A 12,920-nucleotide genomic window follows, 5' to 3' on the forward strand; every position below is an offset into this window, starting at 1 on the left:
ACTATTGCATGTTTTTATAGCGAAACCAAACTTGACCTAATTTCGTCTTGGTTTTCTTTCTGTTTAGATATAGCCTGGAACGCATGCTCAAGATCTTGGATTAGCTCTGCTGGGTGTTCTAAACCAATGTTTAGACGTACCAGTCTACCCGCATAGTCTTTACCTGGGCGCTCGACATTTGGATAAACCAACGCCAAACTAGTGACACCACCCCAACTCATTCCAATTTTAAACATTTCTAACGTATCGATGAATTGTTCAACTTGCTGAGCCGTGAAATTATCTGTAAATAGGAAAGAGAAAACGCTACTAGAACCTATGAAATCTCGCTTCCATAAATCATGGCCTGGGCATGATGGGAAGGCGGGATGAAATACCTGTTTAACCTCTTTTTGCTCGGTTAGCCATTCAGCAATCTCAAGGGTTGATGCCTCCAGGTGCTTCAGCCGAATACCAAGAGTTTGCAGGCCCCTTAGAGCGAGGCTACAGTCATCTGGAGAAACAGCTAAACCAAGTTGCTTGTACGTAACACCTACTTTAGCTTTTAGCGATTCATTGTTTACCGATACTGTTCCAAGCAATAGATCGCTATGACCGCCGACATATTTTGTTAACGCCTGCATACTTATATCAACCCCATGACCGAAGGCATCAAACAATATGCCCGCGGCATAGGTATTATCCAATGCAACCATAACATCTCTTTCATGAGCTGCTTTACAAATGGCAGGGATATCTTGGATTTCCATCGTGACGGAGCCTGGACTCTCTACCCAGATTAGGGTTGTATTCTCGCGAATAAGATTCGCAATTCCAGCGCCAATAAGAGGGTCATATGGTTCAATATCGATACCCAAATTTCTAAGTAACCCTTGGGCCATTTCTTTGTTGGGGCCATAAGCGCTATAGGGAACTAAGGCGTGGCTGCCCGCTTTACACATTGTAAAATACACGAGAGCGATAGCTGCTTGTCCTCCCGGCACGACAAAGCTGTATAGAGCACCTTCTAACTGTGCAATGCGCCCTGATAGCTCTAGAGCTGTTGGTGTACCATACAGGCCGTAACTATAACCGTTTTCAATCTGTTCCCAATCATCTACCACATCAGCTTGTTTTTTGAATACTACTGTTGAACCGCGATAAGTTGGTGTGGCTAAAGATTCAAACCCTGGCGCGGCCAAAGTTTGTGGTTGTACAAGTCTGCTATGCCAGTGCATATAAAACTCCAAGTCGAGAGTTGATTGAATATGCTTCGATATTATTTCGTTTAGGGTGAGAAGTGCGCTCTATTTAAGCTAGGTTTTTGGGAAAATTTATCACATGTCCTAGGGGCTGTCGTCATGAGCCGATTGTTATTACAAACCCTATCCCATTACAGCAAAATCTAACGATAACATGACTATCCCTGCTCATCGCCGCCACGATATCTCTGACCATGTATAGCAACCACTCGCTCCTCACTTACTGGGTAAAAAAGGCGATTGGGACCAAGAGGTGCGTGATAACCGGTTGTTTATTAACGCTGTATTTTGGATCTTGCGCACCGGTGCTCCTTGGCGAGACTTGCCACCTGACTATGGAGACTGGAAAAATACCCACCGTCGTTTTTGCCGTTGGCGTGATACGGGAATGTGGCCGGGCCTCCAGGAGCGGCTGATAAACGAACTGTATTTAGAATGGTTGATGATCGATGCCTGCCATATCAAGGTTCACCCTCATGCCTGCGGTGCAGTGGGTGGCAATCAGAACATGGAAATTACAAAGGGAACTGAACCAGAACGAGAGCACGTATGTTTACTTTTTACCCAGTTACGCCAGTCCGGCATTGATCACCTTCTTCAGATAGGCACTGTTCATGCTCACCATCTTCTGTTTTCGCCGGATACTGGCCTTTTTCGAGGTCTCAGAGCGTAATATGTTCAGGGCTATGTGGCGTAAGCTGGCGAGGGTTTCTGCTGCATTTTCGCGATAAATGGGGCAACCACCTTCCTTCATGGAAACGTCCGTACCCAGTGCAGATTATTTTCCATGGCCCAATGACCACGAATAACAGCGGGAAAGTGGACTGTGTTCAGCTCAGCTGAACTGATGTAGTAACGATACTCCAGAGATGACTTGCCTGATTTATCTTGGCGATAACTTATCGCCACGCCCAGGGTCTTTCCCAGGGTCTTTATATCAGTCCACTCGGGAAACCTGTCAAGCAGTGCATCAGCTGGCAATACGTGGTATTTCCGGGCTTCGGTGCGGCCATGTCCGTGCTCGATGGTGACATTTTCCGGGCTGGTCTCCGCATTGTGTATCGGACGCAGCTCACGCTGAACGGCCCGGTGCAGTAGCGCTTGATTATCTATTACCGCGAGCAGGTAATCTCCACCCCGGTTGATAATGGCTTCCGCAACCTTGGTCTGGCACCCCATGGCATAAATGGAAACCAGGCAGCCGTTGATATCCAGTAGGCATAGCAGTGCGGGGATTGCCTTGATTTCATTGGATTTGGCCTCTGTTTTCAGCTGACCCATGACCACCTTGCTATCGACAGCAAAGGCGCTGACCATATGAATGGCTGAACGCCTGTTTTCACGTTCATATGAGCCCCTTAAGGTTTTGCCGTCGATGGTAATCAGCTCGCTGCCAGTGCGCTTATTGACCGACTTTGCCCAATGAACAAAGCGTTGCTGGAACTCGCTTGGATCAAGGGCAGAGGTACGGGCGATGGTGTCATGTACCGGCAGTCCATTGGGGAAACAGGCCTTTACCCTGAAACCAGTCGAGACGTGCCTCACCGAAATCTTCAATGTCTTCCCAACCTTCGGCACCAGCGATGACTGCACAGACCGTCAGGAACAGAACATCAAACAGCGGGTAACTGATTTTGACCGTCTGGCGCGGATCTTTCAGTCTACCAAAGTACTCGAAAAGGCATCAAGGCTCATGGTCGTGCTCCCAAAAAGGAGTATAAGATTACAAGTCGATCTGCGAGTCAAATTACTCCAACCTGGTCATAAAACATTCGTGATCTTCTCAAGGCCCTGAACTCCTGTCCCAGCGTCATCGGCACTGTATTCTGCAGCGTGATGCCGCTGAGGGCGAAGTTTTTGCTGGCATGCAGGGAGTGAATGCCATAGTAGACCTCGACCGGAACGGGCTGCTCGCCCAGCAGCTCTATTTCCTGCCGTACTGCGGCTACATTAGGGGCCTGCATCGTTCGATTCTCGCAGGAATGGTTGAATAGAATGAAAAGACCCATCCGGAATATTCGAGCGGGGTTCCGGATGGGGGGCTTAACTTAAAAGGCTGAGGCGTGATGGGAAATCACTGCGGTATGTCGAAACTTAGGGTGCCGGTAAGCGCAGCGCACTGTTGCGCATCGAATGGTGCGGTTCACATGCTCACTGTCACCCTACGTCCGAGCATTCGATTACCGACTCGGTACACTTTTTCTGCGGAAGAGCGTTGGCTACCTCCGCTCCCGGCACCACAATCAGTCGGTATTTTCCAGCTTAGCCACTTCCGTCTGCAATACGCTCAGCGAACCGTACAGCGAGATCAGACGCTGGTACTCGCTGTCATCGTAGAACTCGCAGGTATAACGCTTCGCATCACCGAACTGGATCGCCACTTCGACGCAGAATCGTACCGCCTCGGCGATATCGATTTCATGGCTGGCGCCTGAGGCGCTGCCGGCCACGGCGCCCTGAGCCACGATCGGCACACCCACCACCGGTGCCGAGGTCGCCACGGTCGGTTGCATGATGCTGTTGATGTGATAGACGCCGTTGTCATACGCCGTAATGTCCTGGGTCGTGATCGGCATCACCCGCGGCAATTCGCCGGTGGTCTGTTCGAAGATCCGCAACAGGTCGTTGCTGACGCGCAGTACGTACCCTTCCTTCGCGGTCGGCGTGATACCGAAGCCACGATGATTGAAGATCCGGTTGCCCTTGCTGGTGTCCACCGACAGAATCGCATCCATTTGCGCGTCAACTTCGTAGTGGTTCATGGTCGTGGAGGAGACCGGCATGCCCATGAAGTCCACCGGCTCGCGCGGCACGATCTCGGCATTGGTCGACAGGTGGGTGGTGACGATGACGTCGCCTTCCAGGCGATCGCCACGGGCTTTCGTTTGCGCCAGCTTCAACGCCGCGGCAATGACGGTAACAGCACCGTCCGCGTCCGATACCATGCCTAGCCGGTCAGGACGGGCGCCAATAGCCCCATTGCGGCCGACCAGGCCCAGGGTACGCGCACTGCCGCCGTTGCTCTTGCCGTTCTCACCTTTCACCAGGATACGGATGAAGTCGGCGCGACTTTCCTCGGTCACCTGCTCAACACTCACCTCCACGCCGAATTCACGGTAGGGTTCGAACAGCTGAAGAACCGCATCGCCGGTGACATTGGCGCCATCCAGCAGTTCATAAACAGTCAGGGTTTGCTGTAAGCTCATTTCATCACTCCTTAGTCTGCAATGCTGTCGAGATTGAACCGGGAACCGCTGGCAATCTGACGGCTTTGGTTGTCCCGGCCGAATACCAGCGCATCGAATTCACCCAGTACCGTCGCACGATCGCCTTCGCAGTACAGCGCGGTGCCTTCCTTGATGCCGACCACCCGCTCGCCCGGGCTCATAACGAGAAACTCGGCGAGTCGTTCTTCGCGGCTTTCGCCGTTATGGCCGGCGGGTTTGCCGCTGATGAAGTGCGGGTTGATCTGGAAGGGCACCAGGTTGAACGCCTTGAACGACGGCGGCTCGACGATCGGCATATCGTTCGTGGTCCGGATGGTGGGGCAAGCAACGTTGGTACCCGCGCTCCAGCCCATGTACGGCATACCGGCTTCGACGCGCTCGCGCACCAGCTCCACCAGGCCGTTGTCGTACAACCGCTTCAATAGGGTAAAGGTATTGCCGCCGCCCACTGCCAGCGCCTCGGCTGACTCAACCGCCGCCCGGGCGTTCTCGAAATGATGAATCGAAACCAGCTCGTAACCCAGACGCTCGTATACCGGCTTAACGATATTTTCATAGTCGTCGAAGCTGAAGGTGACACCGGCGTAGGGAATAAAGAGCACCCGAGTCGGTTTTTTTTCCAGGATGGTATGAATCTGCTCGTCGGCATGTTCCAGATAACCCAGGTTTCCTTTACGGGAGCTGCTCATTAACAACAACTTTTTCATAATAATCAGAGCCTTTGTCTTTTTATAAATTAAACCATTTGTTCAATCAGGTTGGCTGTACGTTCGATCTCTTCTTCCGAGTTGAAGTAGTGAAGCGAGATGCGCGCCATTTTATCGATGCCGTAGCGGTTCATTATCGAATGCGCCATAAAGTGGCCGGCTTCAATAATGATGTTGTTGGCTTCGAGATACGCCACGATTTCACCGGCATCAACTCCCCTGATATTGAAGGGGATAATGCCAATGCGGTCGGATATGTCGGCAGGTCCATACAGCTCGAATCCCGGAATTGAACGCAACCTTTCGATGGCAAAAACCGTCAACGCCCGCACCCGTTCGAAAATGGCCGCCACCCCGAGTTCTTCGGCATAGTCAACCGCCGCCCCCAGGCTGAGGATGGCCGGAACCACCGGACAGCCGGCCTCGAAACGGCGCGCCCGGCTGTCCAGGGACAGCGTCTGGGTATTCAGGTCGAAAGCGCTGTTCCACCAACCGACCAGGCAGGGTTCGATGCTCTCGATCAGCGACTTGCGAACGTAGAGCATGCCGCTGCCTTCGATGGCACGTAATGCCTTGCGGCCGCAGGCCACCAGGTAATCGCAGTCCAGTTGCTGCACGTCGATCGGAATCAGTCCCAGGCTCTGGGCGGCGCAGATCAGAGTCTGAACACCACGCTGTTTGGCCAGCGCGCAAATCGCCTGTGCCGGCTGAACGGCGCCCGTGGCATTGGGTAACTGCGAAAAGCTGATCAGCCGAGTTTTGTCGGTGATCGCTTTTTCGATATCTTCCGGCATCACCAAGCCGCTTTCGCGCGCTTCCACGGTGATCACCTTGATGCCCCGTGTTTCCTGTAGTCTGAGCCAGGGCACCAGGTTGCTGAGGTTCTCGAAACTGGGCAGTATCACCTCGTCACCCGGCTTCCAGTCGATACCTTGGGCGATGATCGAAATGCCTTCGGTGGCATTTTTGACGAAGGCCACCTCGTCTGCCGAGGCATTGATGAATGCCGCGGTCCTGACCCGTATCGCTTCCAGCTCCCCATAGACTTCTTTGCGGAAGGAGGGGTTGTACAGCCCTTGTGCCGCCGTCCGATCGAGGTAGTTCGTTACCTTCTGGACAATATCCTGCGTGGGGGCAGAAGCCGCCGCAGTATCAAAATAGGCGTAACTGGAGCACACGGGTGAATCTGTCCTGACTTTATCGATATCCACTTTATCCTCCTCACTTATATAAGCATTCAAACATCAGGTTTCGATTACTTTCTCAAGCCCAGGGTCGATGAGAAAAAGGTGTAGAGGGCGTCGCCGGCAATCAAGCCACCGGCAAAGGCGCTGGTTTCGGCCGTTTTCTTCCCTTTGGTGAAGTACTCGATGGCGATGCGCACGGCGAGCGCGCCCAGTACGGTCCAGCCCGCGATCGGGTAATTGATCAGCAGCCCGGTACCGAGCAGTACCCCAAGCTGACGGCTGGTTCCGCCCAACCACTGCACCAAGGCACCCGGGATCGCCCAGATCAGCAACTGAATGGCGATATCCGGTGACGCACCTGCTGCAATGGTGGAGGCATAAACACGATCGACGGGCGGGATCAGATCCTGTGCGAAGAAGTAAGGATGGGCGAACGCCACCACTGCAGCGGCAACGCAGAAACCGACCAGAGCCGCCACGTACTGCTGACGACGCCCCGCGCGCTCGTAGGCGGGATCGGCGTTATTGCCACGAATCAGATAACCGGTTTTCAGGTCATACCCCATATCCGCGAAAGCGGGCCCGGTTGCCGCGCTGTAGCCGACCAGCAGGCCCAACGCCGCCGTCGGGAAACCGATCAGCATACCGATGATCAAGGTGATCAGGGCCACGGCAAATGCCGGAAACCAGCCCGAGTGCATGGCCGCGATGCCCACGATGAGTTCATGCGCATAAGCGGCGAATGCGGCAAACAGCAGGAATCCAAGCAGCATCGGCAGGCTCATATCCGACACGATGCCGGCGAGTACGGTCAGGATGAACGCCACAACGATATAGGCGAAAAAACCACCCCACAGGAGCCGAAACACCCCTTTCCCTCGGCCTTCCGATTCTGCCTGCCCCGCCGCGGCTTCGCCGCGAATGCGATGTATCTGCTTGGCGACCTGAAACAGCGCAATAATGCCGGCGCCGATCATGAATCCGTGAGGCAAGTACATGGCGTTGATATCGACACCAAACACCGGATCCGCATAGCCCCTGATCAGCATGCCAATCCCGAACATCGATAAAGCGGCAACGTTACCAATAAAGGCAACACCCGCGGCCGACATTGGAATGCCTGCCATCGCTCCACCGATACCGCCGGCAATGCCGAGGCCCAGGAACACGGCCTTGCGCCCGCCCTTGTCACCGGCCCACAGCGCTTCGGCGGTGGCGACACCGGCGGGCCAGGTGCCCGTTGCCGGAAACGGACGGGTGTTGAATAACCCGTATAACATGGTGCCATCGATCAGCATTGCCAGAGTGGCACCGACCAGCATCGGCATGATCAACTCAGGCATGCCCATGGCAAAGGGAACGCCAATCGGGATCATCAGGCTGTTGGCTGCGCCGAAGGTGGCGGAGGATATTGCTGTTTGCAGCAGATTCTGCCGATCCAGGGATCTGAATCGACGGAGCAGTGCGAGCGGTAGGCGCGCAAACAGCATGGCGATAAGGGCGCCGATAATGGAGGTATTCGCCGAGATGCCCAGCGTTACGATCAGCTGCATGCCGACGATCGCGCCAAGTGATGACAGCAAGAGCAGCGGAACGATAACAGCCAATTCCATTACCCTGGGGTGCAATGACGACGGCTCGGTTTTTCGAGAATCGTGATCTGTTATTTTGCTAATCGCTTCTTTCATTTGTAAGTCCCTTAGGATGCAACGGTTGCGAACAATGATTTCTCTATGACATCCTGTTGTTCTTTGAGAAGTTCGACAAAGTAGGGAACCCTGTCATTGCCCATCCGGAATAAAGGTCCGGCGATGCCCAGTGATCCCAATATATGGTTGGCTCCGGTAAAAAGAGGCACGGCAATACCGAAGGTGCCTTCAGAAAACTCCTCCTCGGTATAGCTCCAGCCATCTTTCTTAATTGTTTCTAGCTGCTTTTCGATTTCCTCCCAGTCTGTTTTCGTATTTTTGGAAAGTTGCTTGATGCCTCGCTTGCGTATTATTTCCCGTTGTTCATTGCCCATGTAGGCCAGAATCACCTTGGCATTGGCTCCGGCGTACATAGGGAATCTTGTACCGACTTCAACGGTATATTTGAGGCTGTTGGGGCTCTCGGCGATCTCGACACAAACACCCTCCAGGCCATCGTTGAAGGTCAGGAAGACCGTCTCGCCCGTTAACTGCGCCAGCCGGTTCATCGCCGGTCGCACCAGATCAGCAAGATGAAGCCGTTCCTTGACCTGCAACCCCAGCTCATAGAAGCGAATGCCCAGAGCGTATTTTTGACTCTCCCGGTCCTGGTACAGGAATCCCGCCTCCGCAAACGTCGCGAGCGTTCTGTGGACCACGGCATGATGCATGCCACTGGTTTTGGCCAGGTCCCTTACGCCCCAGACTGGTTGCTCCCGGGTAAAGAAGCTCAGCAGGTTGAGTGCATTCGCAAGTGTTTTAAGCGCCATGATGATTTTCCTCTTGTATCTGTATTAGAGACACAGTATCATATATAGATACATGTTACTCTCGCCTGGCAGGTTTCGCAACTATTGCCCGTTTTTTATCCTGTCGCCGCTTACACCCTTTTCCTGTCCCCCCTCTTTTAGCTGAGCCCGAAACGGTGAACTGCCCCGGTTTTGCCGGAGACGCCAAACCTTGAGAGGAGGGAGTCATGAACTCGAGCGAGACGCATTTCTTGGATTTGCGAGAGCCGGCCGTGCGTGTTCAACAAGGCGGATTTGCGTTTCGGTGGGCTATGATCGGCTCGAGCGCCAATAAAATTGGCTGTACGTCTCGGCTTTTTAAAGGCGGGGTAACGCGTAGAAGGTGTCCAGACAGCCCTGGCCATGTTTCAACCTGAGCTGGAACGGAAAAACCGGGAGTTGAGCATCAACGAAATTCTGTTTTCGTTCAGGGGGAGCACGACGCGCCGGTCCTCCGGTGCAAAATGAAGTGATGGCCTGTTCATCGAGGACACCCCGCCGGTATGGGAACGAGCCAATCTGCGCCTGGCGGCCGATCGCCCCATTGGCGTATTACCAGCCCATTACCAACAGAAGGCTCGTGAGACGGAACCATCCGCTAGACCGATCGGCTGGCGGAAGCCGACATCGATGCGTCAGTCGGTACAACTGGCGTTTGATACGACAACGCCTGGGCGGAAAGATTATTGGCCTGGCAAGGCGGGGATACCGTCGAATACGCCACTCTGGACTGGCTGGAATCCTGGCGTCCGTCGCGAAATCTAGCGGTGTTTGTATCAGTTATTTTGAATGAGGCTTGTGAGCAGGAGAGTTGTGTCCGACGGCTCAGGTACCGCCTGTGAGCATGCATTGCTCGGCACCGGGAAGCTGCCGGGGGAACCCGAGGGAGGAGATTGGGCAGGAGATGAGTTTTTCCCATAAAAAACAGGACCTGCTTTCCCCTCAAGCAGGCCCTGTATCATATTGAGCTTGTAAAATCGGCTCAGGGTTGGGCGGCGTAGGCCACGATTTCGCAGAGCATTTCTTCCCGGGCCAGGCCGGCGACGATCATGGCCGCTCGGTTGGGGTAGGGGGCCTCGAAGTATTCGGCATAGACCTTGTTGAACACCGGCAGCTGGTCACGGGCGGTGACATAGATCAGCACCTGGGTCACATCCGCCATGGTCAGGCCGGCCGCTTCCACCGTGTGCTTGAAGTTGTCCATGGTCTGACGGGCCTGAGCCTCGATGCCACCATCCACGACCTTGCCTTGCGCATCGATGGGGATCTGGGCGGTATAAAACTGGCCGTTGGCCATCACGGCCCATTCCAGGGGAGCCTTGGAGGCGAAGAGTTCGGTTTTTACAGGAGTTTTCATCTGTTTATCCTCTACTGATTCGGGTGAAAAAAAGAGCGGCTCACGCCGCTCGAAGATGCTGCCGGGAAACTACCGTACAGCGTGCTGCTTAGAGACCCTGGTCTTTTGCCATTTTTTTAATGATTTGCGGTGCCGTCCACAGGGTGGGTAGTAACACCAGGGAAACCGGTACCGCAGTGACCACGATGAAGGACTGCAATGCCGAGATGCCGCCGGACCCGATGGATATAAGGATAGCAGCCACTACCCCCATCATGACGCCCCAGAATACCCGCACACCGGTGTGAGGATGGTCGGAACCTGTCATCACCATGGATACCGCAAAGGTCATGGAGTCACCTGTGGTGGCAACGAAGATGGTGGTCAGCACCATGAACAACACCGAGATGGTAAAGCCCAGCGGCAGCTGTTCGGTGATAGCCAGCAGGGCGGCGGGCAGGTTAAAGCCGGTGAAAGGACCGGATACGCTGCCGGGACTGGCCAGTTCAAAGGCCAGGCCGCTGCCGCCCATAATGGTGAACCAGAAGCAGGTGATCAGGGGCGCTATGATGGATATCAGCATGATCACCTGGCGCACGGTGCGGCCGCGGGAGATGCGTGCTACAAACATCGCCATCAGCGGGCCATAGCCCAGGAACCAGCCCCAGAAGAACACAGTCCACCAGTCCAGCCAGGCCGGATCGGCGCGGAACGTCGCCATCGGGATGAAGTTGTTCAGGTAGAGGCCGAAGGCATGCAGATAGGCATCGATAATAAATGCAGTCGGACCGAACAACAGGATAAACAGCATCAGGAAGGCCGCCAGCAGTATATTGATGTTACTGAGGATCTGGATGCCGCGGGTGACGCCGCTCATTGCCGACAGGGTGTAGATGGCGATCAGCCCTACCAGTATGGTGACCTGGGTGCTATAGGTGTCGGGGATACCGAACAGCTTTTCCAGGCCAAAGCTGACCTGCAGGCCCAGGAAGCCGATGGGGCCCACGGTACCGGCAACTACTGCCAGCACACAGCAGGCGTCAACCAGGGCGCCCAGCCAGCCTTTCATCACCTTGTCGCCAAACACCGGATAGAGCAGGGTACGTGGCTTCAGCGGCAGACCCTTGTCATAGTGCAGGTGCATGAAGACCACGCCGGTCAGGCTGCCGAGGATGGCCCAGGCCAGGAAGCCCCAGTGCATAAAGCTCTGGGCCAGGGCATTGAGGGCCATGCTGGTTTTGTCGGTCTCGCCGGCATACAGGGGCGGCGGCGACATGAAGTGGGCCATGGGTTCGGCGGCAGCCCAGAATACGCCGCCACCGGCCAGCAGGGTACACATGATGATCGACATCCACTGGAAGGTGGACATCTCCGGCACGCTCAGGCCGCCGAGGCGTACGCTGCCGCCACGACCGACAGCCATGACCAGGCCGATCAGGAAGGTCAGTAACAATAAGATCTGCCAGTAGGCGCCAAACAGCTTGGTTGACACCGCAAAGGCACTGTTTACCCAGGCGGAGACCAGTTCGATATCGTACAGGGCCAGTACAACGAACAGCAGCAGGGCGCCGCCACTGATCATAAATACCGGTAAATCGATACCGGTCAGGAAGGTAGGTCTGGCGTTGATATCCTTATTTTCCGCCAACGACGCTTGTATCTTGTTGCTCATGTTCACCTCCATAATGGAACATCATGCATAGGGGAGCCTGAGCTCCCCTGGTAATCCTTAACGACCAGCGGCTTGCGGCTGCAACGCATCATCGAGAAAGTTGAGCCAGTTCAGCCCCATGATCTTGGCCACTTCTTCCCGGTTGAACCCCCGGGCCAGCAGGCCCTGGGTCAGGTTCGGAAAGTCACGGCTGTCCTTGAACCAGGACAGTGGCCGGGGCCAGTCGGCATTGGACTTGGAACCTTCGCCGTAATCCATTGATTTGGACCAGCGACCGTTACGCATCCACTCCAGTACCGACAATGGCTGTTCCTGACACAGATCGGTACCGATACCGATATGGTCGATACCCATCAGATCTGCCGTGCTGGCCACCATGTCGCAGAACTCTTCGAGGGTGCAGTCCGGACCGTTCTTCAGGTGGAACGGATAGAGACTGAAGCCCAGCAGGCCACCGGACTCGCCCAGCGCCTTCAGCACTGTATCCGACTTGTTGCGCTTGGCTGCGTGGAAGCTGATCGGGTTGGCGTGCGAGATCACGATCGGACGCTCGGAAATCTCGATGGCATCCAGGGTGCTGCGCTCGCCGCTGTGGCTCATGTCGACAACCATGCCGACCCGGTTCATTTCCTTGATCGCCTGACGTCCGAAGCGGGTGACACCGCTGTCTTCCGCTTCGTAGCAACCACAGGCCAGCAGGCTCTGGTTGTTGTACGTCAGCTGCATGATCATCAGGTTCAGCTCGCGCATCACCTCGACCATGCCAATATCGTCTTCGATGGGGGAGCAGTTTTGCGCCCCGAACATGATGCCGACCTTGCCTTCGGCCTTGGCGCGGCGGATATCCGCCGCGCTGCGTACTGGCATGATCAGATCGCTGTTCATTTCGAAGTGACGGTTCCACTCGGCGATACGCAAAAGGGTTTCGCGGATCTGTTCGTGGTAGACGATGGTGGCGTGAACCATGGTCACACCGCCTTCGCGCAGTTGTTCGAAGATCTCCCGGTTCCAGTTGGAGTACTGGAGACCGTCGACCACGATCATTTCGTTATGAAGCTCTCTGCTCATAAACCT

10 protein-coding genes and 2 pseudogenes are annotated in these 12,920 nt (G+C 54.9%); 1 reads left to right on the forward strand and 11 read right to left on the reverse strand.

Going from position 1 to position 12,920, the window contains the following annotated elements; genetic code table 11:
- Positions 1 to 14 precede the first annotated feature (14 nt).
- Positions 15 to 1,217 (reverse strand): cystathionine beta-lyase, encoded by a 1,203-nt coding sequence (locus DCS96_RS12480; RefSeq protein WP_116474734.1) that lies wholly within the window; start codon positions 1,215 to 1,217, stop codon positions 15 to 17.
- Between the two features lie 178 nt (positions 1,218 to 1,395).
- Between DCS96_RS12480 and DCS96_RS12485 the strand changes: the two are divergent.
- Positions 1,396 to 1,797: pseudogene (locus tag DCS96_RS12485) on the forward strand (transposase); the annotation flags it as partial.
- 12 nt (positions 1,798 to 1,809) lie between these two features.
- Here the strand turns inward: DCS96_RS12485 and DCS96_RS12490 are convergent.
- The 10 genes and pseudogenes from DCS96_RS12490 to DCS96_RS12530 form a co-directional block, all read right to left on the reverse strand.
- Positions 1,810 to 2,901 (reverse strand): annotated as a pseudogene (locus DCS96_RS12490) (ISAs1 family transposase).
- An 82-nt stretch (positions 2,902 to 2,983) separates the two neighbouring features.
- Positions 2,984 to 3,205 carry a hypothetical protein gene (locus tag DCS96_RS18615; RefSeq protein WP_157953635.1) on the reverse strand — a complete coding sequence of 74 codons (222 nt, stop codon included), beginning with the start codon at positions 3,203 to 3,205 and terminating at the stop codon, positions 2,984 to 2,986.
- Between the two features lie 279 nt (positions 3,206 to 3,484).
- Positions 3,485 to 4,447, reverse strand: a complete 963-nt coding sequence (locus DCS96_RS12495; protein ID WP_116474735.1) for a DUF1177 domain-containing protein — start codon at positions 4,445 to 4,447, stop codon at positions 3,485 to 3,487.
- Between the two features lie 11 nt (positions 4,448 to 4,458).
- Complete coding sequence (pepE, locus tag DCS96_RS12500) at positions 4,459 to 5,175, reverse strand: dipeptidase PepE (protein WP_198650063.1); 717 nt, start codon at positions 5,173 to 5,175, stop codon at positions 4,459 to 4,461.
- 29 nt (positions 5,176 to 5,204) lie between these two features.
- Entirely contained in the window at positions 5,205 to 6,386 is a 1,182-nt protein-coding gene (locus DCS96_RS12505) for an aminotransferase class V-fold PLP-dependent enzyme (RefSeq protein WP_116474737.1), read from the reverse strand.
- A 44-nt stretch (positions 6,387 to 6,430) separates the two neighbouring features.
- A complete protein-coding gene (locus DCS96_RS12510) occupies positions 6,431 to 8,050 on the reverse strand; it encodes an OPT/YSL family transporter (RefSeq protein WP_116474738.1) in 1,620 nt (539 codons plus the stop codon).
- Positions 8,051 to 8,061: 11 nt separating this feature from the next.
- A complete protein-coding gene (locus DCS96_RS12515) occupies positions 8,062 to 8,820 on the reverse strand; it encodes an IclR family transcriptional regulator (RefSeq protein WP_116474739.1) in 759 nt (252 codons plus the stop codon).
- A gap of 1,000 nt (positions 8,821 to 9,820) precedes the next feature.
- Complete coding sequence (locus tag DCS96_RS12520) at positions 9,821 to 10,195, reverse strand: RidA family protein (protein ID WP_116474740.1); 375 nt, start codon at positions 10,193 to 10,195, stop codon at positions 9,821 to 9,823.
- An 88-nt stretch (positions 10,196 to 10,283) separates the two neighbouring features.
- The gene (locus DCS96_RS12525) at positions 10,284 to 11,846 is read right to left on the reverse strand and encodes a BCCT family transporter (RefSeq protein WP_116474741.1); all 1,563 of its coding nucleotides are present in this window, start codon (positions 11,844 to 11,846) and stop codon (positions 10,284 to 10,286) included.
- Between the two features lie 57 nt (positions 11,847 to 11,903).
- Complete coding sequence (locus DCS96_RS12530) at positions 11,904 to 12,914, reverse strand: dipeptidase (protein ID WP_198650065.1); 1,011 nt, start codon at positions 12,912 to 12,914, stop codon at positions 11,904 to 11,906.
- Positions 12,915 to 12,920: the final 6 nt, after the last annotated feature.

Source organism: Zobellella maritima, assembly GCF_003075035.1.
Taxonomy (GTDB): Bacteria; Pseudomonadota; Gammaproteobacteria; order Enterobacterales; family Aeromonadaceae; genus Oceanimonas; species Oceanimonas maritima.